17 protein-coding genes are annotated in these 25,124 nt (G+C 73.5%); 6 read left to right on the top strand and 11 right to left on the bottom strand.

The genetic code is table 11. The annotated features are described in order from the left end of the window. Positions 1-169 precede the first annotated feature (169 nt). Complete coding sequence (locus BX286_RS27290) at positions 170-2,626, top strand: DNA topoisomerase (ATP-hydrolyzing) subunit A (RefSeq protein ID WP_121016554.1); 2,457 nt, start codon at positions 170-172, stop codon at positions 2,624-2,626. Positions 2,627-2,758: 132 nt separating this feature from the next. After that, positions 2,759-4,906 (top strand): restriction endonuclease, encoded by a 2,148-nt coding sequence (locus tag BX286_RS27285; protein ID WP_187344202.1) that lies wholly within the window; start codon positions 2,759-2,761, stop codon positions 4,904-4,906. A gap of 59 nt (positions 4,907-4,965) precedes the next feature. Here the strand turns inward: BX286_RS27285 and BX286_RS27280 are convergent, their stop codons facing one another. Both BX286_RS27280 and BX286_RS27275 read right to left on the bottom strand, forming a co-directional pair. Further along, positions 4,966-6,048, bottom strand: a complete 1,083-nt coding sequence (locus tag BX286_RS27280) for a GTP-binding protein (protein ID WP_079430152.1) — start codon at positions 6,046-6,048, stop codon at positions 4,966-4,968. A gap of 14 nt (positions 6,049-6,062) precedes the next feature. Continuing rightward, positions 6,063-7,217 (bottom strand): citrate synthase/methylcitrate synthase, encoded by a 1,155-nt coding sequence (locus BX286_RS27275; RefSeq protein ID WP_079430151.1) that lies wholly within the window; start codon positions 7,215-7,217, stop codon positions 6,063-6,065. A gap of 70 nt (positions 7,218-7,287) precedes the next feature. Here BX286_RS27275 and BX286_RS27270 point away from each other — a divergent pair, with 70 nt between their 5' ends. After that, on the top strand, positions 7,288-8,559 hold the full coding sequence (locus BX286_RS27270; protein WP_079430150.1) for a citrate synthase: 1,272 nt from the start codon (positions 7,288-7,290) through the stop codon (positions 8,557-8,559). Positions 8,560-8,767: 208 nt separating this feature from the next. Here BX286_RS27270 and BX286_RS27260 read toward each other — a convergent pair whose 3' ends face one another. The 4 genes from BX286_RS27260 to BX286_RS27245 form a co-directional block, all read right to left on the bottom strand. Beyond that, complete coding sequence (locus BX286_RS27260) at positions 8,768-11,329, bottom strand: ABC transporter permease (RefSeq protein ID WP_079430148.1); 2,562 nt, start codon at positions 11,327-11,329, stop codon at positions 8,768-8,770. A gap of 55 nt (positions 11,330-11,384) precedes the next feature. Next, positions 11,385-12,179, bottom strand: a complete 795-nt coding sequence (locus BX286_RS27255; protein ID WP_121016551.1) for an ABC transporter ATP-binding protein — start codon at positions 12,177-12,179, stop codon at positions 11,385-11,387. A 137-nt stretch (positions 12,180-12,316) separates the two neighbouring features. After that, positions 12,317-12,994: a response regulator transcription factor gene (locus BX286_RS27250; RefSeq protein WP_121016550.1), complete on the bottom strand. Its 678-nt coding sequence runs from the start codon at positions 12,992-12,994 to the stop codon at positions 12,317-12,319. Further along, positions 12,991-14,679: a sensor histidine kinase gene (locus BX286_RS27245; protein WP_121016549.1), complete on the bottom strand. Its 1,689-nt coding sequence runs from the start codon at positions 14,677-14,679 to the stop codon at positions 12,991-12,993. The genes BX286_RS27250 and BX286_RS27245 overlap by 4 nt, the downstream gene beginning before the upstream one ends. A 242-nt stretch (positions 14,680-14,921) precedes the next feature. Between BX286_RS27245 and BX286_RS27240 the strand changes: the two genes are divergently transcribed. Next, positions 14,922-16,538, top strand: a complete 1,617-nt coding sequence (locus BX286_RS27240) for a sensor histidine kinase (protein WP_121016547.1) — start codon at positions 14,922-14,924, stop codon at positions 16,536-16,538. Next, positions 16,535-17,245, top strand: a complete 711-nt coding sequence (locus BX286_RS27235; RefSeq protein WP_261993517.1) for a response regulator — start codon at positions 16,535-16,537, stop codon at positions 17,243-17,245. Before BX286_RS27240 ends, BX286_RS27235 begins: the two co-directional genes overlap by 4 nt. Before the next feature lie 18 nt (positions 17,246-17,263). Here the strand turns inward: BX286_RS27235 and BX286_RS27230 are convergent, their stop codons facing one another. The 3 genes from BX286_RS27230 to BX286_RS27220 all read right to left on the bottom strand — a co-directional run bounded on the left by BX286_RS27230 (position 17,264) and on the right by BX286_RS27220 (position 21,597). Further along, the gene (locus BX286_RS27230; protein WP_121016546.1) at positions 17,264-18,856 is read right to left on the bottom strand and encodes a cation acetate symporter; all 1,593 of its coding nucleotides are present in this window, start codon (positions 18,854-18,856) and stop codon (positions 17,264-17,266) included. Continuing rightward, the gene (locus BX286_RS27225; protein ID WP_100862719.1) at positions 18,853-19,341 is read right to left on the bottom strand and encodes a DUF485 domain-containing protein; all 489 of its coding nucleotides are present in this window, start codon (positions 19,339-19,341) and stop codon (positions 18,853-18,855) included. Before BX286_RS27225 ends, BX286_RS27230 begins: the two co-directional genes overlap by 4 nt. 138 nt (positions 19,342-19,479) lie before the next feature. After that, positions 19,480-21,597, bottom strand: a complete 2,118-nt coding sequence (locus BX286_RS27220) for a type IIA DNA topoisomerase subunit B (protein WP_079430141.1) — start codon at positions 21,595-21,597, stop codon at positions 19,480-19,482. 446 nt (positions 21,598-22,043) lie between these two features. Here BX286_RS27220 and BX286_RS27215 point away from each other — a divergent pair, with 446 nt between their 5' ends. After that, the gene (locus BX286_RS27215) at positions 22,044-22,280 is read left to right on the top strand and encodes a hypothetical protein (RefSeq protein ID WP_079430140.1); all 237 of its coding nucleotides are present in this window, start codon (positions 22,044-22,046) and stop codon (positions 22,278-22,280) included. Positions 22,281-22,498: 218 nt separating this feature from the next. On the opposite strand, the gene BX286_RS27210 is transcribed toward BX286_RS27215, so the two are convergent. Both BX286_RS27210 and BX286_RS27205 read right to left on the bottom strand, forming a co-directional pair. Next, entirely contained in the window at positions 22,499-23,353 is an 855-nt protein-coding gene (locus tag BX286_RS27210; RefSeq protein WP_079430139.1) for a serine protease, read from the bottom strand. Between the two features lie 101 nt (positions 23,354-23,454). Continuing rightward, complete coding sequence (locus BX286_RS27205) at positions 23,455-25,035, bottom strand: RNA polymerase sigma factor (RefSeq protein ID WP_121016544.1); 1,581 nt, start codon at positions 25,033-25,035, stop codon at positions 23,455-23,457. Positions 25,036-25,124 lie beyond the last annotated feature (89 nt).

The raw sequence follows: 25,124 nt of genomic DNA, 5'->3' as shown, positions 1-25,124 counted from the left end.
GTGCGCGGAGAAGTTCCCGGCCCTCACTCCCCCGAGGGCTCCGTCCAGGGGGTGCTCGCCAGGGTCGGAGTCGGCGTTGTCGGTGCCTGGGGCCACAATGGTCCGCGTCGACCCCGTCGCACACCCCAGCACGTACCACCCCCCGATCTTGGTTAGGAGCGCCGCAGCGATGGCCCGCCGCAGCACGAAGACCCCGCCGCCGGAGGATTTCGAGGAGAGGATCCTCGACATCGACGTCGTCGACGAAATGCAGGGCTCCTTCCTCGAGTACGCGTACTCGGTGATCTACTCCCGGGCCCTGCCGGACGCCCGGGACGGCATGAAGCCGGTGCACCGGCGCATCGTCTACCAGATGAGCGAGATGGGCCTGCGCCCCGACCGCGGGTACGTGAAGTGCGCCCGCGTCGTCGGCGAGGTCATGGGCAAGCTGCACCCGCACGGGGACCAGTCGATCTACGACGCCCTCGTGCGCATGGCCCAGCCCTTCTCGATGCGGCTGCCGCTGGTCGACGGGCACGGCAACTTCGGCTCCCTCGGCAACGACGACCCGCCGGCGGCGATGCGTTACACCGAGTGCCGGATGGCCGACGCCACGTCGCTGATGACGGAGTCGATCGACGAGGACACCGTCGACTTCACCGCCAACTACGACGGCCAGGAGCGCGAGCCCGTCACCCTGCCGGCCGCCTACCCGAACCTGCTGGTCAACGGCGCGTCCGGGATCGCCGTCGGCATGGCCACGAACATGGCCCCGCACAACCTCGGCGAGGTCATCGCGGCCGCCCGCCACCTGATCCGCTACCCGGAGGCGGACCTCGAGGCGCTGATGCGCTTCGTCCCGGGCCCCGACCTGCCCACCGGCGGACGGATCGTGGGCCTGTCCGGCATCAAGGACGCCTACGAGAGCGGCCGGGGCACGTTCAAGATCCGCGCGACGGTCTCCGTGGAGGACGTGACGGCCCGCCGCAAGGGCCTGGTCGTCACCGAGCTGCCCTTCACGGTCGGCCCCGAGAAGGTCATCGCGAAGATCAAGGACCTGGTCGGCTCGAAGAAGCTCCAGGGCATCGCCGACGTCAAGGACCTCACGGACCGGGCGCACGGCCTGCGCCTGGTCATCGAGATCAAGAACGGTTTCCACCCGGAGGCCGTGCTGGAGCAGCTGTACAAGCTGACGCCGATGGAGGAGTCCTTCGGCATCAACAACGTCGCACTGGTCGACGGGCAGCCCCTGACGATGGGTCTGAAGGAGCTGCTGGAGGTCTACCTGGACCACCGCTTCGAGGTCGTGCGCCGGCGCAGCGAGTTCCGCCGCGGCAAGCGGCGCGACCGGCTGCACCTGGTCGAGGGCCTGCTGGTGGCCCTGCTCGACATCGACGAGGTCATCCGCCTCATCCGTGACAGCGACAACTCCGCCCAGGCCAAGGAGCGCCTGATGGAGCGCTTCTCGCTGAGCGAGATCCAGACCCAGTACATCCTGGACACCCCGCTGCGCCGGCTCACCCGCTTCGACCGGATCGAGCTGGAGTCCGAGCGCGACCGGCTGACCGCGGAGATCGAGGAGCTGACCCGGATCCTGGATTCGGACGCGGAGCTGCGCAAGCTGGTCTCCTCGGAACTGGCGTCGGTCGCCAAGAAGTTCGGGACCCCGCGCCGTACCGTGCTGCTGGAGTCGGCGGGTACGGCCGTGGCCGCCGTGCCGCTGGAGGTCGCGGACGACCCCTGCCGGGTGCTGCTGTCGTCCACGGGCCTGCTGGCCCGTACGGCGAACGCCGAGCCGCCGGCGGCGGACGAGGGCGCCGCCCGCGCCAAGCACGACCTGATCGTCTCGCAGGTGGCCGCGACCGCCCGGGCCGATGTGGGCGTGGTGACCTCCTACGGGCGCCTGCTGCGGCTGTCGGTGATCGACCTGCCGCAGCTGCCCGACACGCACGCCGCGCCGAACCTGGCGGGCGGGGCCCCGGTCTCGGAGTTCGTCTCCGGGCTGGAGGCCGACGAGACGGTGGTCTGCCTGACCTCGCTGGACGAGTCCTCGCAGGGCCTGGCCCTGGGCACCGAGCAGGGCGTGGTCAAGCGGGTCGTGCCGGACTACCCGGCCAACAAGGACGAGCTGGAGGTCATCACCCTCAAGGAGGGTGACCGGATCATCGGCGCGGTCGAGCTGCGCACCGGCGAGGAGGACCTGGTCTTCATCACCGACGACGCCCAGCTGCTGCGCTACCCGGCCGCCCAGGTGCGCCCCCAGGGCCGCCCGGCGGGCGGTATGGCGGGCATCAAGCTCTCGGGGAACGCCAAGGTGATCCACTTCTCGGCGGTGGACCCGGCCCGGGACGCCCTGGTGTTCACGGTGGCGGGCGGGCAGGGGACCCTCGAGGGCTCGCCGAGCTCGGGCAAGCTGACCCCGTTCGACCAGTACCCGCGCAAGGGCCGGGCCACCGGCGGTGTGCGCTGCCAGCGGTTCCTGAAGGGCGAGGACGTGCTGGTGCTGGCCTGGGCGGGCAACGCCCCGGCCCGCGCGGCCGCCGCGAACGGCACCCCGGCCGCGCTCCCGGCCCCGGACCCGCGCCGTGACGGCTCGGGCGCCGCGCTCCCGGCCGAGGTCGCGGTGCTGGCGGGGGCCGCGCTGTAGCGGCGTACGGCGTACCCGGCGTCCGGGGCGGGCGTCTTCGGCGCCCGCCCCGTGCCGTGACCCCGGCCCGCCTCCCCCCATGCGCCGACTACTGTTTTCCCGGTACACGCGGGTGGGGGGAGAGCAGAGCTGATGAGTCGTCGGTCGAGCGGGCTGATCGGGGTCTGGGCCGAGGCCCAGCGCCAGCAGCAGCGGACGCAGCTGATCCAGCAGCGTGAGGCGGAGCGACGGCGGCGGGAGTACGAACGGGAGGCCGCCCGGGGCCGGCGCGAGCAGCAGGCCGCCTACAAGCAGCACCGGGAGGCCGAGGCGCGGCGGGCCACCGAGCGGCTCGACGCGGAGGTCGCCGTCCTGCAGGGGCTGCTGGCCTCGGGCTGCCGGGCGCCCGCGTTCCGGATGGCCTCCCTGGTCCGCTCCGAGCAGCTGGAACCCTTCGCCCCGGGCCGGCTCGCGCATCCCGTGCCCATGCCGCAGCTGCGGGACTTCCAGCAGCAGAGCAGCGGCTGGACCCTCGGCTCGGGCCGCCGCGCCCAGGCGGAACGGGAGGCGCACGACCGGTACACGCAGGCCTGGCAGGCGGCGCACGCGGCGGAGCAGGAGCGGCTGCGGCAGCTGGAGGCGTACCGGCGGCAGTACGACCGCTGGGCCGCCGATCAGCTCGCCGGGATCTGCCGCCACAACAGCGGGCTCACCGAGCTGGCCGCCTCGCTGCGCGCGGGCGACCCGGAGGCGGCGGTGGAGTACTTCTCGGCCGCCCTGTACGCCTCGACGGCCTGGCCGGAGGACCTGCCGCACCAGGTGTCCGCGGCGTACGACCCGGCGATGCGGCAGCTGGTGCTCGACTGGGAGCTGCCGCGCTACGAGGTGGTGCCCGCGGCGAAGTCCGTGCGGTACGTGCCGGGCACGGACCAGGACAAGGAGACGGCCCGGCCCGTGACGCAGCGCCGGGCGCTGTACCGGGACCTGCTGGCCCAGTGCCTGCTGCTGGTGCTGCACGAGGTGTACGCGGCGGACGAGTTCGGGGCGCTGGACTCGGTGGTCGTCAACGGCTTCGTGGACGACCACGATCCGGTGACGGGCCGTGAGGCACAGCTCGTCCTGGCCTCGGTGCAGGCACCGCGGAGCGCCTTCCGCGGGCTGCGGCTGGAGCAGGTGAGCGCGGTGGACTGCCTGGTCGAGGGCCTGCGCGGGCAGTTGTCGGCGCGGCCGGACCAGCTGACGGCCGTACGGGCGGGCCGCCGGCCGGACGAGGTCGGCGGGGGCGTGGTCAGCCACGGCGGACAGGCCGGCGGTGACGGCGAGGACGAGCCGGACCTGTTCCAGATGGATCCGATCGCCTTCGAGAACCTGGTCGCCGAACTGTTCCGGGCGATGGGCATGGAGGCGGTGACCACGCAGCGCTCGGGCGACGGCGGCGTGGACGTGGAGGCGGTGGACCCGGCCCCGATCCGGGGCGGGCGGATCGTGGTGCAGGTCAAGCGGTACCGCAACACCGTCCCGCCGACGGCGGTCCGGGACCTGTACGGCACGGTCCAGGACAAGGGGGCGAACAAGGGGGTGCTGGTCACCACCGCGTCCTTCGGGCCCGGGTCGTACACCTTTGCCAACGGCAAGCCGCTGGAGTTGGTTCCCGGTGCGGACCTGGTGGACCTGCTGCACCGGTACGGGCTGCGGGGCCGCCTCGGCGGCGCTCAGGTCCCGGCGCAGCGGGGCCCCGCGGCGGACGCGCCCACCCTGCCGGACACCCGCTTCCCGGCCGGTACGCCGGCCGTGCCCGCCGCGGCCCCCGTGCCCGACGGGTTCAACGTGCTGGGCATGGACTGGTCGGGCCGGGTGGCGCTCGACGTGTGCGCGCTGGTGTGCGAGGGCGGCCGGGTACTGAGCGAGGACCACTTCGTCTTCTTCAACAACCCGCGCACCCCCGACGGTTCGGTGCGCTCCCGCCCGCACGCGGCCCCCGACAAGGCGGCCGTCGAGGTCGGCTTCGACGCGCTGCCGCAGCGTGCCGACCGGCTCGTGCTGGTGGCCGCGATCGACCCGGAGGCCGACCCGCACGCCGACCTGGCCGGCTTCACCGACGCCCGGATCCGGCTGCTGGACGCGTCCGGGCAGGAGCTCGACCGGCTGGAGGTCTCGGACGGCAGGGCGGGCGAGACGGCCCTGGTACTGGGCTCGTTCCGGCGCCGCCCGAACGGCGACTGGAAGTTCGTCATCGGCGGCAAGGGCTACCGGGGCGGCCTGGAGGACCTGCTGCGCGAGTACGGCGTCGAGGTCGCTTAGGCCGTCTCTTTCGGATCTTGCCGGTCGGCGCGGGCCAGGCGAGATCCGGAAGAGACGGCCTACGCGGGGTCCTCGACGTCGCCTTCCGGCGGCCGGGGTACGTAGCGCAGCACTGCCCACATGCTCTCCGGGAGTGCCCGCCCGGGGTCGGCCTCGCGGCAGGCCTCCAGTTCGCCCAGCAGGCCCGGGCCGTCGATGCCCTTGCCGATCAGGACGAGCTGGGTGCGGCGGGGTTCGCCCTGGCCCCAGGGGCCGGGGTCGAAGCGCAGGAAGCGGCCGACGGCGTGGACCTCGTAGCGCTCCCGGTGGCCGGGGACCCCGAACCAGACGAAGCCCTTGACGCGGTAGAGGCCGGCGGGGCGGCGGTCGAGGAAGTCGATGAACCGGCGCGGGGAGAGGGCCTGGTCGGTGGTGAACGAGACGCTCTCGTACGCCGCGTGCGCGTGCCCGGCGTGCTCCTCCTCGTCCCCGGGCCCGTGCTCGCCGGCCTCCGCGAGGAGGTCCTCGAAGGAGAGCTGTCCGCGGGTCTCGGTCCAGGGGCGGCGGTCGAAGAGGAGTTCCGGGTCGATCCGCCCGTGGTCGGCGCCGACCAGCGGGGTGCCGGGGGCGGCGAGCGCGGCCAGCTCCGCCTCGATGCGGGCCCGTTCGGCGGCGTCGACCCGGTCGGTCTTGTTGAGCACCACCAGGTCGGCGACGGCCAGGTGGCGGTCGGTCTCGGGGTGCGCGGCCCGCGTGGCGTCGAACTCGGCGGCGTCCACGACCTGTACCAGGCCGCCGTAGCGGACGGCCGGGTTCTCGTTGGCCATCAGCATCCGGATCATCTCCTGGGGCTCGGCGAGCCCGCTGGCCTCGATGACGATGACGTCGATCCGGTGGACGGGCGCGGCGAGCTTCTCCAGGTAGGCGTCCAGTTCGCTGCCGTCGACCGCGCAGCACAGGCAGCCGCCGCCGAGGGAGACCATCGAGTCACCGACCTGGCCGGCCACCGACATGGCGTCGATCTCGATGGAGCCGAAGTCGTTGACGACGACCCCGATCCGGGTGCCCCCGCGGTGGGTGAGGAGGTGGTTGAGGACCGTGGTCTTGCCGGAGCCGAGGAATCCGGAGAGGACGACGACGGGGATGGGCTGGACGCTGTTCACCCGGACGATCGTAGTCAGCCCACGAACGGTACGGGCTGGGGCGGGGTGGGGCCGGTGTAGCGCGCGGCCGGACGGATGATCTTCGAGTCGGCGGCCTGCTCCAGGACGTTGGCGCTCCAGCCGACCACGCGGGCGGCGCAGAAGGTCGGGGTGAACATCTCGCGCGGCAGCCCGCACAGCTCCATGACCACCCCGGCGTAGAACTCCACGTTGGTGTGCAGCTCCCGGCCCGGCTTCAGCTCGGCGAGGATCTCCTCCACCTGCCGCTCGACCTCCACGGCGAACTCCACGAGCGGTCCGCCGAACTGCCGGGCGATGTCCCGCAGCATCCGCGAGCGCGGGTCCTCGGTGCGGTAGACGGGGTGTCCGAAGCCCATGATCCGGTCCCCTGCGAGCACCCGCTCGCGGATCCAGGGGCCGATGCGGTCGGCGGTGCCGATGGCGTCCAGGGTGTCCAGGGCCCGGCTGGGCGCGCCGCCGTGGAGCGGGCCGGAGAGGGCGCCGATCGCCCCGGTGAGGCAGGCCGCGACGTCGGCGCCGGTGGAGGCGATGACGCGGGCGGTGAAGGTCGAGGCGTTGAAGCCGTGGTCGACGGTGGAGATCAGGTACCGCTCGACGGCCCGGGCCTTGACGGGGTCGGGCTCCTCTCCGGTGAGCATCCACAGGTAGTTGGCGGCGTACGGGAGGTCGTCGCGCGGGGCGACCGGCTCCAGGCCCCGGCCCAGCCGGTGCAGGGCGGTGAGCAGGGTCGGTACGGCGGCGCAGGCGGCGAGCGCGTCGGCGGCCCGGCGGTCGGGGTCGAGGTCGTAGACGGGGCGGAATCCCGCGGAGGCGCCGAGGAGGGAGAGTGCCGTGCGCAGTCCGGCGAGCGGTCCGGAGAGGGCGGTGGCCCGGGCGAGGGCGGGCAGGGCCTCCCCGACCTCGGCGGGCAGGTGGCGCAGTGAGGCGGTCTCGGCGGCGAAGGCGGCCCGTTCGGCCGGGCCGGCCGGGAGGGCGCCGCGGAACATCAGGTGCCAGACGTCCTCGAAGGTGCGGGACGCGGCCAGTTCCACGGCCGAGTACTGGCGGTAGTGGTAGAAGCCTTCGCGGCCCCGGACGTCACCGAGCTGCGTGTCGGTGACCACGACTCCCGCGAGACCGCGGGGCACTTCGACGGTGGTGTTGTTCATGGATCGACCATCCACCATTGATTTGATCCACGTCAAGATTGATCCAATCAATATATGTAGGCTGTGGGTCATGAGTGACCGTCCGTCCGGCTCCCCCTCCGACGCTCCCGCGGAGGCGGCCCTCCGCCGCCGGATCACCACGCAGGAGGCCGCGCGGCTCCTCGGGGTGAAGCCGGCGACCGTGTACGCGTACGTCAGCCGGGGCCAGCTCGGCAGCCGCCGGGACCCGGCCGGGCGCGGGAGCACCTTCGACGCGGCCGAGGTCGAGGCGCTGGCCCGGCGCAGCCGTCGCGAGGCGGCCGGTCCCCCCGCGGGGGAGCTCGCCGTGCGCACCGCGCTGACCCTCATCGAGCCGGAGACCGACCGCTACTGGTTCCGCGGTGTGGACGCCGTCGAGCTGGCCTCCCGGTACGCCTTCGAGGAGGTGGCCGAATGGCTCTGGACGGGGTCCCCGGCGCCCGGGGCGCGGTTCACCGCTCCCCCGGAGCCCCTGGCCGCGGCCCGGCGGGCGGTGGCCGCGATGCCCGAGCACAGCGGGCCCCTGGACCTGCTGCGGGTCGCGGTGGCCGCCGCGGCGGCCGCCGACCCGCTGCGCTTCGACCTGTCCGAGGAAGCCGTACTGGGCACGGCGCGCTGCCTGATCCCGACGCTGGTCACGGCCCTGCCGGAGGCGGCCCCGGCCCACCCGGGCGACGGGCGGCTCGCCTGGCGGCTGTGGTCCCGGCTGACCGTCCGGGAGCCGGACCCGGTGGCGGTGGACGCCCTGGACCTGGCCATGGCCCTGCTGGTCGACCACGACCTGGCCGCCTCCACCCTGGCCGTACGGGTCGCCGCCTCCGCGCGGGCCCACCCGTACGCCGTCGTCTCGGCCGGGCTCGGCGCGCTCGAAGGCCCCCTGCACGGGGCGGCGGGCCGGCTCGCGCACCGGATGCTGGAGGAGGTGGCGGAACGGGGCGGCGCCGCCCCGGTGGTGGCGGAGTACCTGCGCGCGGGCCGCCGGGTGCCGGGGTTCGGCCACCGCCTGTACCGGGGCGAGGACCCGCGGGCGCGGGCGCTGTTCGGGCGGCTGGAGGAACTGCCCCAGGCCGCCGCCGCCCTGGGCGCGGCGCGCGAGGTGGCGGCGGTGATGGCCCGGCACGGGCTGCACCCGAACGTCGACCTGGCGCTGGCGGTGCTGACGCTGTCCTGCGGGATGACCGCCGAGGCCGGGGAGACCGTGTTCGCGGTGGCCCGGACGGCCGGGTGGGTCGCGCACGCGCTGGAGGAGTACCAGGAACGGCCCCTGCGGATGCGGCCCAGCGGCCACTACACGGGCCCGCGGCCGCCCCGTCCGACCCCCTGACCCCCTGACCTCAGCCGCCCCAGGACGGCGACCACAGCGCCCGGGAGCCGGCCGAGGTGGCGGCGCAGGCCGGACACCTGCGCCCGGTGCGAGCCGGTGGCCCGCGCGGGCGGAGCGCCCTGGAGCTCGAGCATCCAGCCGGCCGACGCGGCCCGGCCCCGCACCGGCACCGGCACCGGCACCGGCAGGGCGGCGGCCGCCGCCGGGCTCAGCCTCCGGACACCGCCCGCAGCGGGCCGAGCGCGGCGGCCCGGCGGGCCGGGAGCGCGGCCGCCGCGGCGCCGACGGCGAGCGAGAGGGCGACGACCAGGGCGAGGGTCCCCCAGGGCAGGGAGAACGTGTACTGGGGAATGGCCCCGCTGGCGAGTCCGCTGACCTTCCACGCCCCGAACAGGCCGCCGGCCAGGCCCAGCAGGGTTCCGTAGGCGGCGACGGCGAGCGCTTCGAGCCCGATCATCCGGCGGATGCCGGCGCGGTCCATGCCGATCGCGCGCAGGACGCCGATCTCCCGGGTGCGTTCGGCGACGGACATGGCGAGGGTGTTGACCATGCCGAGGGCGGAGATGGCCACGCCGATGGCGAGCAGTCCGAAGACCATGGTCATCAGGTCGCCCGCGACACCGGCCTGTTCCCGGACGAGTGCGCCGCGGTCCTGCACCTTCAGCAGGGGGTTGTCGTCGACGGCGCCGCGCAGCCGCTTCTCCATGCCGGGTGCGCCCGCCTCGGTGCGGACGAGGACGCGCTGGACGGAGTCGCGCAGGAATCCGTGCTGCTGGACGTCACCGCGGTCGGCCAGGACGTCCTGGGCGGTGGGGTTGTCCTCGTAGATCCCGACGACGGTGAAGGACCGGTCGCGGTCGCCCTGTCCGGGCCCGATGCTCCCGTCGATCCGTCCGCCTGTGACGAGCCGGTTCTCACGGGCGAAGCTGCTGGAGACGGCGATCCGGCCCGGTCCGACGGCGGTGGCCGAACCGCTGGTGAAGCGCAGCTTCATGACGGCCCCCACGGTCTTGGGGTCGACACCGGAGACCTGCCGGGCGGAGGCCCCGGCCGAGAAGGTGGAGTCCGCGACGGCCGAGGCCGTGGACACCCCGGGCAGGGCGGCGATCCGCCGGACGGCGGCCGGGTCGATGGTGGTGGTGTTGCCGCGGGTGCTGACGACGTAGTCGGCGCTCAGCCCGGCCGCCGCCTGGGAGTCCAGGGCGCGGCTGGAGGAGTGCTCGATGACGGCGAGCCCGCAGACCAGGGCGGTGCTGATCATCAGGGCGACGGCGGTGGCCGCCGTACGCCGGGGGTCGCGCAGGGCGTTGTCGCGGGCCAGGTCGCCCACGACCCCGAAGCGGCCGGTCAGCCGGCCGAGCAGGCGGATCACCGGGCCCGCCAGGAGCGGGGCCAGCAGGATGAGCCCGGTCACGAGGATCGCGCAGCCGGACATCGCGGTCCGCAGGTTCGCGTCCGAGGCGTTCTCGGCGCCTTCCAGCGAGACCAGCAGCCCGGCGCCGACGAGGAGCACGGCCGCACCGGCCGCGCCGCGGATCCGGGACAGGGCGACGGAGGGGGGCCGGTCGGCGGTGCGCATCGCCTCGACGGGGGCGATGCGGGCCGCCCGGCGGGAGGGCAGCCACGCGGCGAGGACCGTGACGCCGACGCCTACGGCCAGGGAGGCGAGTACCGGCGCGGGGCCGACCACCAGCGGGCCCCGCGGCAGCGGATCGTCCGCCCCGCCGAGGGCGTCGGGCAGGACCGCGGCGACGCCGAGCCCGAGGACGAAGCCGAGCACCGAGGCGAGGAACCCGACCAGGGCCGCCTCGGCGAGGACGGACGCGGTCACCTGCCGTCGGGTGGCGCCGATCGCGCGCAGCAGAGCGATCTCCCGGGAGCGCCGGGTGACGAGCATGGTGAAGGTGTTGACGATGAGGAACGAGCCGATGAACAGGGACACCACGGCGAAGATCAGGGGCAGCCGGGCGTAACTGCTGGTCCTGCTGTCGATGAAGACGGACTGCTGGGCGGCGAGGGCGGCGGCGGTGGTCGCCTCGGCCCGGTCGGCCGGGAGGAGGGCGCCGATGCGCCCGGCGAGTTCCTGCGGGGTGGTGCCGGGCGCCGCGGAGAGGTCGATACCGGTGTAACGGCCCGGGGTGGCGAACAGTTCCTGGGCGGTGGCCCGGTCGAGTACGGCGAGGGTGCCGCCGGAGGTGACGCGGGTGTCGGTGGTGGAGACGATGCCGACCAGCCGCAGCCGCAGCACCGGGCCGTCGGTGGCCAGGGTGACGGTGTCGCCGAGGGAGTAGGAGCCGGCGTCGGCGGTGCCCCGGTCGAGGGCCACCTCCCCGGAGGTGCGCGGGGCCCGTCCGGCGGTCAGGGGGTAGCGGGCGTCCTTGCCGTCGGCGCCGGGGATGTAGGCGGCGGCCAGTTTCCCCATGGTGTTGCCGGCGCGCAGCGGGGAGCCGTCCTTGCCGGCCAGGGTGGCCGAGCCGTCGACGGAGGGGCGGGCCGCGCCGACGCCGGGGACGGCGGCCAGCCTGGCCACGAGCGCGTCGTCGAGGACGGACTCGCGCTGGTCCGCGGGGGCTCCCAGCGGGTACTTGGGGTCCACGGTGACCGCGGTCCCGGCGTGGTCGCGGGCCATGGAGGCGCGGTAGGCGGCGGTGGTGGAGTCGGCGAAGACGAGTGAGCCGGAGATGAACGCGACCCCGAGGCAGACCGCGAGGACGGTCATGGCCAGACGGGCCTTGTGCGCAAGGGCGTTGCGCAGGGCTGTTCGCAGCATGGCGGGCTTTCGGGAGGTGTGGCGCGGCGGGCGGGAGGAGGGGGTGGCGGGCGGCTCAGGAGGTGCGGCCGCGGGCGTCGAAGGCGAGCATCCGGTCGAGCACGGCCCCGGAGGTCGGCTCGTGCAGTTCGTCCACCAGGCGGCCGTCGGCGAGGAACACCACCCGGTCGGCGTGGGCCGCGGCCACCGGGTCGTGGGTGACCATCACCACGCTCTGGCCGAGTTCGCGCACCGAGTCGCGCAGGAAGCCGAGGACCTCCGCACCGGAGCGGGAGTCGAGGTTGCCGGTCGGCTCGTCGGCGAAGACGATCTCCGGCCGGGACGCCAGGGCGCGGGCCACCGCCACGCGCTGCTGCTGGCCGCCGGAGAGTTCGGCGGGGCGGTGCGCGAGCCGGCCGGAGAGGCCGACGGTGGCGACGACGGTGTCCAGCCAGGAGGCGTCGGGCCGCCGGCCGGCCAGCCTCAGCGACAGGGTGATGTTCTCCAGCGCGGTGAGGGTCGGCATCAGGTTGAAGCCCTGGAAGACGAAGCCGATCTTCTCGCGCCGCAGCCGGGTCAGCCGGCGGTCGTCCAGGGAGGACAGCTCGACCCCGCCGATCCGGGCCGAGCCCGAGGTGACGGGGTCCAGGCCGGCCATGCAGTGCATCAGCGTGGACTTGCCGGATCCGGAGGGGCCCATGACGGCGGTGAACCGGCCCCGGGCGAAGTCCACCGTCACCGCGTCCAGCGCGGTGACCCGGGTCTCGCCCGTGCCGTACGTCTTGGTCAGGCCGATGGCCCGGGCGGCCGGCTCCGGCAGGGCCGCACCGGAGGGAGAGGGGGTTTCAAAAGGCGGGAAGGTCCGTGACATGGATCCATCGTCATGGCTCTGACCTGCGTAAACATCGCCCGCAAGGCGCGAGTCGGCCTCTGCCGCAAGACAGGTGCCGGGCGGCCGGGCTCTGCCGGAAGGCAGAGGTCCGGGCCGCCGCGCCTATGCCCGGGGGCTCAGGAGGCCAGGCCGGTCCGGTGGGCCAGCAGCGCCGCCTGGACCCGGCTCGCCGAGCCGGTCTTGTCGAGGATGGCGCCCACATGGGTCTTGACGGTGCCGGTCCCGATGCCGAGCCGGGCGGCGATGCCCTGGTTCGACAGGCCCTCGCCGAGCATGGCCAGGACCTCCCGCTCCCGGCCGGTCAGCCGGGCGATCCGGTCGTCCTCGGGCGGGCCCGCGGCGCCGTGCGGCCCACCTGCCGTCAGCATCCGGGAGATCACGGCCCCGGTCACCCCCGGGGAGAGCACGGCGTCCCCGGCGGCGGCCGCCCGGACCGCGCTGATCAGCTCCTGCGGCCCCTCGTCCTTCAGCAGGAACCCGGCGGCCCCCTCCCGCAGCGCCCGGACCACGTTGTCGTCGTCGCCGAAGGTCGTCAGCATCACCACGCGCGGCGCCGGGTCGAGGGCGAGCAGCGGGGCGATCGCGGCCAGCCCGTCGAGGACCGGCATCCGGACGTCCAGCAGGACGACGTCCGGGCGGTGCACGGCGGCCAGTTCGACGGCCTGCCGCCCGTCGGGGGCCTCGGCGACGACCTCGATGCCGTCGGCGTGCCGCAGGATCAGGCGCACCCCGGCCCGGATCATCGCCTCGTCGTCGGCGAGCAGCACGCGGATCGGGCCGGCGGACTCGGTCACGGGATCTCCCAGGGTGTGGCGTCGCGGACCGACGGGACGGTGAAGCGGTCGATGGCGACGAGGCGTTGCGCGGCGTCGAAGCAGTAGCGGGCGATGGTCAGGGAACCGGGGCGGGACTCGGTGGCCCCGTTGAACGGGTACACGCAGCCGGCCGTGCCGGGCGGGCGCGGCGGTTCACGGCCGGTGGCCGCGGCCCGGACCGCCGCGTTGTCGCTGACTCCGCTCCCCATCACGTCGCCGTAGGTCATGCCGACCCGGGGCAGCGGGCGGGGTCCCGCGTCCCGGTGCGGGGCGGTGGCGTAGACGAAGAGGGTCCCGAGGGCCGTCAGCACGCTCAGCCCCGCCAGCCCGAGGGCCAGCGTCAGCGCCTGCGCGGTGCCGCGTTCGGCCGGGGGCGGCTCGGCGGGGACGCCGTCACCTGCGCCGGGGACCTCCTCCCTTCTGGGGGCGGGGGCCTCGCCCGGTTCGGCGGGCAGGACGGCCTCCACCCGGAAGCCGCCGGACGGCAGCGGGGCGGCGGCGAAGGTACCGCCCAGCAGTTCCACGCGCTCGCGCAGACCGGTGAGGCCGCGGCCGGTGCCCAGAGCGCGCGCGGGGGCGGAGGCGGCGGGCGGAGCGCCGTTGCGGACGGTGACCCGTACGGTCTCCTCGTCGTGCGCGACGGTGACGGCGACGTGCGCCGCGCCGGCGTACCGGTGGACGTTGGTCAGCGATTCCCGCACCACCCGGTGCACCGCCCGCCGCACCCCCGCCGGTCGGGCGTCGAGGTCCGGACCCGTCCAGTCGAGCCGTACGGCGATGCCGCCGTCCCGCGACCCCGCCACCAGGGCCTCGATGTCGGCGCGGGTGCCGGTGGCGTCGGTGAGGGCATCCGGCCCGGTGTCCCGGCCCAGCGGCCCGAGCACCCCGAGGGCCTGGCGCAGCTCGCGCAGGGCGTCCCGGGTGGTCCGCCGCACCAGGACGGCCTCCTCGCGCAGCTCGGGATCGGCGCGCTCCAGGGCCAGCTCCAGGCCGCCCGCGTGCAGGGAGATGAGGCTGAGCCGGTGCCCCAGCAGGTCGTGCATCTCGGCGGCGATCCGGGAGCGCTCATGGGTGCGGGCCTCGCTGTCGGCGAGCCGGCGAGCCCGCTCGGCCGCGTCCCCGCGCTCGCGCAGCGCCCGCACCAGCCGCCGCTGCTGCCCGTACGAGGTGCCGACCAGGCCCGGGACGAGGACGGCGGTCGGCGTCAGGACCAGCCCGAGCGCCGGCCCGTACGGCAGTGGCCCCGGGCCGAGCCAGGGCGCGCAGAGCGTCGCGCACACCACCAGCAGGGCGGCCGCCGCGCCCAGCAGCCGGGCCCGCGTCCGCGCCCGCACCGTCCGCCGGGCCACTGTGTACGCGGTCGCCGCGCTGACCGGGCCGACGCACGAGGCCACCCCGGTCAGCGCGGCGAGGACGAGGAGGACGGGCACCGGGCAGCGGCGCCGCAGCGGGAACAGGCACCCGGCGACGGCCAGCGCGGGCAGCTGGAGGTACGGGCGCGGGAGCACACCGAGGGAGCCGACCACCGCCCACACTCCGAGCCCGGCGAGCAGCACCCAGCCCGTCTCCGCCACCGCGCGCACGGGGCCCCGGAGCGGACGACGGACACGGAACGGAGAGCTCACCACGCTGACCAGTATCGATTCCGCAACCGGCGATGGCATGCGCCTCACGGCCGATCCACCCCTCTGCCAAAAGACAGAGAACCACCTCCGCCCCCTTCCTGATCGTCATCCCCATCCCTGCTGGACGTTCAGGAGCTATCCGGCACCTGGTCCCCCGCAGCGGGCCCGGGGTGCTGCCCGGCGGTGACCGGACCGCGGCCCGTTCACGGTCGGTGACCGCCCGGGGGGACCTGAGCGACGGCCGTTCCGCTTCCGCGCCCGCCGACCTACGGTTACCAGTCATGCGGTTCCTCCCCCTGCGCGTCCGGCGCCTCGGCCTGCCCCGACGCGCCGTCTCGCAGATCCTGCTCACCCAGCTGGCCATCGCCGCCGGGGTCCTCGTCCTGGCCACGGGGCTCTTCCTGGCGCCCCTGAGCCACCAGCTGGACGACCAGGCGATGCGGCGCGCACTGGCCATCGCGCAGAGCGCGGCGGCGGACCCCGCCCTGGCCGCCGGCCTGCTCGCGTCGGGGCCCACCGCCGACAGCCCCGTCCAGGCCGCGGCCGAGCGGATCCGCCGCGCGACCGGAGCCGAGTACGTCGTCGTCCTCGACCTGAAGGGGATCCGCCGCTCCCACCCCAGCCCCGACCGCATCGGACTGCCCGTCTCCACCGACCCGGCCGACGCCCTCGCCGGCCACGAGGTGATGGAGATCGACCAGGGCACCCTCGGCCGCTCCGCCCGCGGCAAGGTCCCCCTCGTCGCCGCCGACGGAGAGATCGTGGGAGCCGTCTCCGTCGGCATCGCCTACGACAGCGTGCGCGAACGGCTGCTCGGCGCCATCCCCGGCCTCCTCGCCTACGCCGGCGGCGCTCTGGCCGCCGGCGCGCTCGCCGCCTTCCTCCTCTCCCGCCGGATCCAACGGCAGACCCGGGACCTGGCCTTCTCCGACATCGCCGGCCTCCTCGCGGAACGCGAGGCGATGCTGCACTCCATCCGCGAGGGCGTGATCGCCCTCGACCACGACGACCGGGTACGCCTCGTCAACGACGAGGCGGCCCGGCTGCTGGGCCTCGACCAGGACCGCGCGGACGCCCTGGCCGGCCGCCCCCTGGACGAGGTCCTCGGCGCCGGCCGCACCAGCGACGTCCTGGCGGGCCGCGTCACCGGCCGCGACCTGCTGACCGTCCAGGGCCCGCGCGTCCTGGTCGCCAACCGGATGCCCACGGCCGACGGCGGGGCCGTCGCCACCCTGCGCGACCGCACCGAACTGGAGCACCTGAGCCGCGAGCTCGACTCCACCAAGGGCCTGATCGACGCCCTGCGCGCCCAGGACCACGAGCACGCCAACCACCTCCACACCCTCCTCGGCCTCCTCGAGCTGGGGCTGCACGAGGAAGCGAAGGCGTTCGTGACCGAGGTCGTGGGCGTGCACCGCACCACGGCCGAGCAGGTCACCGAAAAGGTCCACGACCCCCTGCTGGCCGCACTGCTGGTGGGCAAGGCCACCGTCGCGGCGGAACGCGGTGTCCCGCTGCGCCTCGCCCCGGACTCCCTCCTTCCCGACCGCCTGGTGGACCCGGGCGGCCTCGTCACGATCCTCGGCAACCTCGTCGACAACGCCCTGGACGCGGCGGCCGGCTCCACCGCGCCCCTGGTCGAGGTCGGCATCCGCGCGGAAGGACGCACCGCCGTCCTCCGCGTGCGCGACAGCGGCCCCGGGATCCCCGCCGGGCGCCGCGAGGAGATCTTCACGGAGGGCTGGTCGACCAAGCAGCCCGCGGCCCACCGCGAGCGCGGGCTGGGCCTCGCCCTCGTACGCCGCCTCGCGGAGCGGCAGGGCGGAAGCGCCCGGGCCGGTGAAGCAGAGGACGGAGGGGCGGAGTTCTCCGTCGTACTTCCGGAGGCCTTGCGGTGAACCCTGCGGTGAAGGAGTCCCCGATCCACGTATTGGTCGTCGACGACGACATGCGTGTTGCCCGTATCAACGCGGCGTACGTGGCGAAGGTTCCCGGGTTCCAGGTGTCGGGCGAGGCCCATTCGGCGGCCGCGGCACTGGAGTTCCTCACCGCCCGCCCGGTGGACCTGGTCCTGCTCGACCACTACCTGCCCGACGGGACCGGCCTGGACCTGGTGCGACGTCTGCGCCAGCTGGGCCGGCACACCGACGTGATCATGGTCACGGCCGCCCGGGACCTGGCCACCGTCCAGGCGGCCATGCGGCTCGGCGCCCTCCAGTACCTGGTCAAGCCGTTCACCTTCGCCGGCCTGCGCGCCAAACTGGAGGCCTACGCGGCCCTGCGCCGCTCTCTGTCCGGCGGCGGCGAGGCCGAACAGGCCGAGGTGGACCGGATCTTCGGAGCCCTCGCCTCGGCCGGCACCCCCAACGAGCTGCCCAAGGGGCACTCCCCGACCACCGCCGAGGTGGTCCGCCGGGTGCTGCGCACGGCCGAGGGCCCCCTGTCCACCCAGCAGATCGCCGACCGCGCCGGCATCAGCCGCCAGACCGCCCAGCGCTACCTGAAGCTCCTGGACCGCGCCGGCCGCGTCTCGCTGGCCCTGCGCTACGGCGAGACCGGCCGCCCGGAACACCGCTACACCTGGCTCCCGTCGGGCGGCGCCTGAACCGCCGCCCGGCGGAACTCACACCGCTCCGGCCCCGGTCAGGGAACGGACCTCCGTCTGGGCGTACTTGCGCTCGTCCGCCTCCTCGGAGGAGGTGACCGTACCCAGCCAGCCCGCCAGGAAGCCGAGCGGGATCGAAACGATCCCGGGGTTCTGCAGTGGGAAGTACTGGAAGTCCAGGCCCGGGAAGAGGGATCCGGGACTCCCGGAGAGCACCGGTGACAGGACGACCAGCAGCAATGCGGGAACCAGCCCCCCGTACACGGACCACACGGCCCCCCGGGTGGTGAAGCCGCGCCAGAACAGCGAGTACAGCAGCACCGGCAGGTTCGCCGAGGCCGCCACGGCGAAGGCCAGGCCCACCAGGAAGGCCACGTTCATGTCCTGGGCCAGCAGCCCGAGGGCGATGGCCACCGCCCCGATCCCCACGGCCGCCACCCGGGCCACGGCCACCTCGCTGCGCTGCCGGGCCCGCCGCCGCCTGAGGGAGGCGTACAGGTCGTGCGCGACGGAGGCGGAGGAGGCCAGGGTGATCCCGGCGACCACGGCGAGGATCGTCGCGAAGGCGATAGCGGCCACGAGGGCGAAGAGCACCGCGCCCCCCGTCGAGTCGGCGCCCCCGCCGAGGAAGGCGGCCAGCAGCGGGACGGCCGTGTTCCCGGAGGCGCTGGACGCCCGTACGGAGTCGGGCCCCACCAGCGCGGCCGCCCCGAGGCCGAGCACGATGGTCATCAGGTAGAAGCCCCCGATCAGCCCGATCGCCCACACCGCCGACCGGCGCGCGGCCCGCGCGGTCGGGACGGTGTAGAAGCGCGACAGGATGTGCGGCAGCCCGGCCGTGCCCAGGACCAGGGCCAGGCCCAGGCTCATGAAGTCGACGCGCGCCGTCCAGCCCCCGCCGTACTTGAGGCCCGGGCTCAGGAACCGGACGCCGTGCCCGCTGCGTTCGGCGGCGGTGGACAGGAGCTGGTCGAGATTCCCGTGGAAGCGCAGCAGGACCAGCACGGTGAGGGTGATCGCCCCGCCGATCAGCAGGACGGCCTTGACGATCTGGATCCAGGTGGTGGCCCGCATCCCCCCGAAGGCGACGTAGACCACCATCAGCGCACCGACCCCCACCACCGTCAGGGTCCGGGCGCCGGGCCCGGCGTCCGACAGCAGCAGCCCCACCAGGCTGCCCGCGCCGACCATCTGCGCGACCAGGTACAGCACCGAGACCACCACCGAAGAGGTCCCGGCGGCGATCCGCACCGGCCGCTCGCTCATCCGCGCGACGACGACGTCGGCGAGGGTGAAGCGGCCGCAGTTGCGCACCAGTTCGGCGACCAGGAACAGCACCAGCAGCCAGGCCACGAGGAAGCCGATCAGGTACAGCAGCCCGTCGTAGCCGAAGAGGGAGATCAGCCCGGAGACCCCGAGGAAGGAGGCGGCGGACATGTAGTCGCCGGCGATGGCGAATCCGTTCTCCATGGGGGAGAACAGCCGGCCGCCCGCGTAGAACTCCTCCGCCGAGCCGTGCCTCCTGCGGCTGACCCAGGTGGTGATGCCGAGGGTGACGGCGATGAACAGGCTGAACAGGATCAGCGCGAGCGTCTGGTGTTCGGAGGTCACCGGCCCTCCCCCCGCCCGCCGCGGGTGCGCTCCTGGCCGCGCTCCCGTTCGAAGACGGTCCAGCGCAAGTCGAGCGCGGCGCTGTCCCGGCGCAGCCGCGCGTGCCGGGAGTAGGCCCAGGTCAGCAGGAAGGTGCTGAGGAACTGGCCGAGGCCCGCCAGCAGGGCCACGTTGACCGAGCCCACCACGGGCCGCGCCATCAGCCCGGGAGCCGTGGTGGCCGCGACCACGTAGGCGACGTACCAGAGGAGGAAACCGGCGGTCGCGGGGACGACGAACCTCCGGTACCGGCCCCGGACCTCCTGGAAGGCGGCGCTGCGCTGCACTTCCAGGTAGATGTCGGACGCCCCGGGGCCGCCTCGGTCCGCCGTGGGCCCGGGCGGCGGGAAGGGCTCCGCGCCCTCGCCCCAGCCCACGGCCAGGGAGTCGTACCAGGGGTCGTCAAGCCGGATCGTTCCGGCTTCACGACCTTCGTGCTTGTCCACCGAACTCTCCTTGTCCGCCGCCGCATCGGCGGCGTGCTCACAAGGATGTGCCGAATGGTCGCTTTCCGGACTGGTGTCCTGGCGCTCTTCACTCCATCAGGTGAGGGAGTGGAGAACGCCGGACACCGCAGGACCGGATCAGGCGTCGATGCGCGAGCGGTCCAGGGTCGCGGCCGAGCTGGTGATGAACTCCTTGCGCGGGGCGACCTCGTTGCCCATGAGGAGGTCGAAGACCTGCTCGGCCGCTTCCAGGTCGCCGATGTTGATCCGCCGCAGGGTGCGGTGGCGCGGGTCCATCGTGGTCTCCGCGAGCTGGTCGGCGTCCATCTCGCCGAGGCCCTTGTAGCGCTGGATGGCGTCCTTGTAGCGGACGTTCTTGCGCTGGAACTCCAGCAGCGTCTGGCGCAGCTCGTGGTCCGAGTACGTGTAGACGTACTTGTCCTGGCCCTTCTTGGGCTGGACCAGCTCGATCCGGTGCAGCGGCGGGACGGCCGCGAAGACCCGGCCCGCCTCGACCATCGGCCGCATGTAGCGCTGGAAGAGGGTCAGCAGCAGGGTGCGGATGTGGGAGCCGTCCACGTCGGCGTCGGTCATCATGATGACCTTCCCGTACCGGGCGGCGTCGATGTCGAAGGTGCGGCCGGAGCCGGCTCCTATGACCTGGATGATCGCACCGCACTCGGCGTTCTTGAGCATGTCCGAGACCGAGGACTTCTGGACGTTGAGGATCTTGCCGCGGATCGGCAGCAGCGCCTGGAACTCGGAGTTCCGGGCGAGCTTGGCCGTCCCGAGGGCCGAGTCCCCCTCGACGATGAACAGCTCGCTGCGGTCCACGTCGTCACTGCGGCAGTCCGCCAGCTTGGCCGGCAGCGAGGAGGTCTCCAGCGCGGTCTTGCGGCGCTGCGCCTCCTTGTGCTGGCGGGCCGCGATCCGGGTCCGGGCGGCCGCGACGATCTTCTCCATCACGGCACGGGCCTGCTGCTTGTCGTCGCGCTTGGTGGAGGTCAGGAAGGCCTTGAGCTCCTTGGCGACGACGGCGGCGACGATCCGGGTGGCCGCGGAGGTGCCCAGCACCTCCTTGGTCTGGCCCTCGAACTGCGGCTCGGCGAGGCGGACGGTGACCACCGCCGTCATGCCCTCCATGGCGTCGTCCTTGACGACGTCGTCCTCGGCGACGCGCAGGAGCTTGGCGGAGCGCAGCACCTCGTTCACCGTCTTGGTGACCGACCGCTCGAATCCGGCCACGTGGGTGCCGCCCTTGGGGGTGGCGATGATGTTCACGAAGGACTTGAGGTTGGTCTCGTACCCCGTGCCCCAGCGCAGGGCGATGTCCACGCCCAGCTCGCGGGTGACCTCGGTGGGGGTCATGTGGCCGCGGTCGTCGAGGACCGGGACCGTCTCCTTGAACGTGCCCGCGCCGCTGAGGCGCAGGACGTCGCAGACGGCCTTGTCCTGGGCGAGGTAGTCGCAGAACTCGCTGATGCCTCCGTCGTAGCGGAAGGTCTCCTCGGTCTTGCCGGCGCCGTCGATGGCCCGCTCGTCGCGGACGACGATGGTCAGCCCGGGCACGAGGAAGGCGGTCTGGCGGGCGCGCTGGTAGAGCGTCTCCAGGGAGAGCCGGGCGTCCTTGAGGAAGATCTGGCGGTCGGACCAGTAGCGGATCCGGGTGCCGGTCTTGCCCTTGGCCACCCGCTTGCCCTTGCGCAGGCCGCTGCCCGGGTCGAAGGGGGCGTCGGGGCCCTCGTCGGTGAACGTGCCGGGGACGCCGCGGCGGAAGCTGATGCTGTGGGTGGTGCCGCGGTCGACCTCGACGTCGAGGCGGGACGACAGGGCGTTGACCACGGAGGCGCCGACGCCGTGCAGACCGCCGGAGGCCGCGTACGAGCCGCCGCCGAACTTTCCGCCGGCGTGCAGCTTGGTCATGACGACCTCGACCCCGGACAGGCCGGTCTTGGGCTCGACGTCCACCGGGATGCCGCGGCCGTTGTCGCGGACCTCGACCGACGCGTCCTCGTGGAGGACGACCTCGATGTGGTCGCAGTAGCCGCCCAGGGCCTCGTCGACGGAATTGTCGATGATCTCCCAGAGGCAGTGCATCAGGCCTCGGCTGTCGGTGGAGCCGATATACATGCCGGGGCGCTTGCGGACGGCCTCGAGGCCTTCGAGGACGAGCAGGTGCCGCGCGGTGTAGTTGGAACCGTCCCGGTCTGCTCCGGACAGCAGCGCGCTGGAAGGCACGGACGTGTCGGCGGTCACGCAGTTCGCTCCTCGCTGAATTTCTTTTCTGGCCCGCTGGAGGGCGGGGGCGGCTCGGTCGCCCGTCGAAGGGTACCGAGGCCTGGTAGAGCCGATGCAACGCCACCCTCGCCCGTTCCACAGCCTAGTGCAGATCCGTACGGATGTTCGATCCCCCGTGAGGGTGAAGCAAACATCACGTTCCCTTCCAGGCATGAACCATTTAGGGTTCGGGCACGTCCTCATCTACATCCGGCACTCACGCCGGGGAGGACGAAACTGCTACAAGCGAACGACTGACAACGCGAAACCGTAAAGCAACGCAATACGGCTCCTTCGCCGCCAACCGGCAGCAGCCGGCCAGCTTCGGAAGGAAGTTTCGAGGAAAAGCCGCGAGCGGGAACGTTTTCGGCCTGGTTGGATGTTGACCCTGGTACGACAGCTCGTCGAGCTAGAGAAGAGGCGACGTGACTACTGTTCTGACACCCGCGACCCCGCTGACGGCCGCTGACCGATGCGACCGTTGCGGCGCCCAGGCATATCTGCGCGTCGTCCTCCTGAGCGGTGGTGAACTGCTCTTCTGCGCCCACCACGGGCGTAAGTTCGAGCCGGAACTCAAGAAGATCGCCGCGGAAATACAGGATGAGACCGAGCGGCTGACGTCCGCTCCGGCCGCCCACGCAGCCGACACCGAGGACCGCTGACACAGGCCTGCCCTCGCATCCGACGAGCCAGGACCGGCAAGGCCGGTCGACGGGCGGCACCTCTGAGACCCAGAGGCGCCGCCCGTCCTCATGTCCGAGGCCCGGGCCCTGCCCGAGGCCCTTCCCCGTCCCCCGCGGGAGCCGTCCTGCGGCCCCAGCGCCCCCGCGCGGACCGTTACGGGGCTCCTGGAGCCCCTGCGGACGCTCAGCGGTGCCTCTCAGGCGCCGCTCGGCCGCCGGCCCCTCTGCGGGCCGCTGACGAAGTCGACCAACGGGGCGATCCGGGTGTACACCCCCGGGCTCTCCGCGCGCCCGCAGCCGCGTCCCCAGGACACCAGGCCGATCAGCCGCCCCCGGGCCACGAGCGGGCCGCCGCTGTCCCCCTGGCAGGCGTCCTTCCCGCCGGACCGGTCGCCCGCGCACACCATGGAGTCGGCCCGGTACTGACCGTCCGCGTTGCCCGGGTACGCCCGTCGGCAGACCTCGTCGTCCAGGACGGTGACCTGCGCCGCCCGCAGCCCGTACGCGTAGTCCCCGAACCCGCTCGTGTCCCCCCAGCCGTACACCGCCGCCCCGGTACCCGCCTCGTAGCCGGGGTGGCCCTCGCCGGCCATGGGCAGCACGTGGTCCGCCGGGACGGCTTCGGCCAGTTCCAGCACGGCGAGGTCGCCGGCGTTGGTGCCGGGGTCGTACGCGGGGTTCACCCGGGCCGCCCGGACCGCGATCTCCCGTCCCTCCGGAGCGCGCAGCTCCGTACGGCCGGTGATCACCCGGAAGTCGGCGACGGAGTCGACCGGCCCGCCCAGCACCTGCCGGCTGAGGCAGTGGGCCGCCGTCACCACCGTGGTCGGGGCGACGAGGACACCGCCGCAGAACTGCCCGTCACGGATACCCCCGAACCGGTCACGGCTGGCGAGGGCCACGACCCACGGGCTGTCGGCCACCTTCACCGGCTGCCCGCCTATGACCACGCTGTCCGCCGCCGCAGCGGGCGCCTGGGCCAGCGGCGCCACGGCCGCTCCCGCCACCAGGGTCAGTGCGCCCGCCAGGGCACGGGCGAAGGGACGACTCATGGGGCCTCCTGACTCCGAGTGTGCATGACTCCACCCAGAGTGGGATGCCCGGTGGCCGCGCGCACCCGCGCGGCCACCGCCGTACGCCCCTGCCGGTCCGGTCAGTCCAGGTAGTCGCGCAGCACCTGGGAGCGCGACGGGTGGCGCAGCTTCGACATGGTCTTGGACTCGATCTGGCGGATGCGCTCACGGGTGACCCCGTAGACCTTGCCGATCTCGTCGAGGGTCTTGGGCTGGCCGTCGGTCAGCCCGAAGCGCATCGAGACCACGCCGGCCTCGCGCTCGCTGAGCGTGTCGAGCACCGAGTGCAGCTGCTCCTGCAGGAGCGTGAAGCTCACCGCGTCGGCGGGGACGACCGCCTCGGAGTCCTCGATCAGGTCGCCGAACTCGCTGTCGCCGTCCTCGCCCAGCGGGGTGTGCAGGGAGATCGGCTCGCGGCCGTACTTCTGGACCTCGATGACCTTCTCGGGGGTCATGTCCAGTTCCTTGGCCAGCTCCTCCGGGGTGGGCTCGCGGCCCAGGTCCTGGAGCATCTGGCGCTGCACGCGGGCGAGCTTGTTGATCACTTCGACCATGTGCACCGGGATGCGGATGGTGCGGGCCTGGTCGGCCATGGCGCGGGTGATCGCCTGCCGGATCCACCACGTCGCGTAGGTGGAGAACTTGTAGCCCTTGGTGTAGTCGAACTTCTCGACCGCGCGGATCAGACCCAGGTTCCCCTCCTGGATCAGGTCCAGGAAGAGCATGCCGCGGCCCGTGTAGCGCTTGGCCAGGGAGACCACGAGGCGGAGGTTGGCCTCCAGCAGGTGGTTCTTGGCGCGGCGGCCGTCCTCGGCGATGATCTCCAGTTCGCGCTTGAGCTTGGGCGCCAGCTTGTCGGAGTTGGCCAGCTTGTCCTCGGCGAACAGGCCCGCCTCGATGCGCTTGGCGAGCTCGACCTCCTGCTCGGCGTTGAGGAGGGGGACCTTGCCGATCTGCTTGAGGTAGTCCTTGACGGGGTCCGCGGTGGCGCCGGCCACCACGACCTGCTGGGCGGGGGCGTCGTCCTCGTCGTCGGAGATGACGAAGCCCTTGTTCTCCCCGCCCTCCTCCTCTTCCTCGGCCTCGGCCTTCACCGCGTCGGGACCCTCGTCGCCGGCCTCTTCGTCGCCCTCGTCCAGGTCCTTCTTCGCGGCGGTCTTCTTGGCCGCGGTCTTCTTCGCGGCAGCCTTCTTCGCGGGTGCGGCCTTCTTCGCCGCCGTCTTGCGGGCCGCGGTCTTCTTCGCGGCGGCGGGCTCGGCCGCCGGTTCCTCGGCGAGGACCTCGGCGGTGTCGGGTTCCGTCGGCCCGGCCTCCGCCGGGACCTCGGCCGCGGCCGGGGCCGCAGCCGGTTTGGCGGCGACCGGCCTGGTCGTCGTACGCTTGGCGGGGGTCTTCGCTGCGACGCTCTTGCGTGGGGTGCGCTTGGGCGACTCTGCGGCACTGACCATCAGCGTCACACCCTCTTCCTCGAGGATCTGGTTGAGGCTGCGCAGGACATTCTTCCACTGGGTCGCAGGAATCTGGTCAGCCTCGAAGGCCCGACGCACGTCATCGCCGGCGATCTGCCCCTCGGCCTTGCCCCGCTCGATGAGCGCCATCACAGACTCGGATTCGGCGATCTCCGGCGGGAGCGTACGGGATGTGCTGGCCGACACGAACAACCTCTCGGAACGATGGGAACGGGTTCCGACCCCGGCCTGGTGCTGGACCGGAGCCGACGACCACCGACTGGGGATGGGCCGGGGGCGCG

Source organism: Streptomyces sp. 3211.6 (assembly GCF_003634815.1).
Lineage (GTDB): Bacteria > Actinomycetota > Actinomycetes > Streptomycetales > Streptomycetaceae > Streptomyces > Streptomyces katrae_A.
This window is presented reverse-complemented; position numbering and strand designations above follow the sequence as displayed.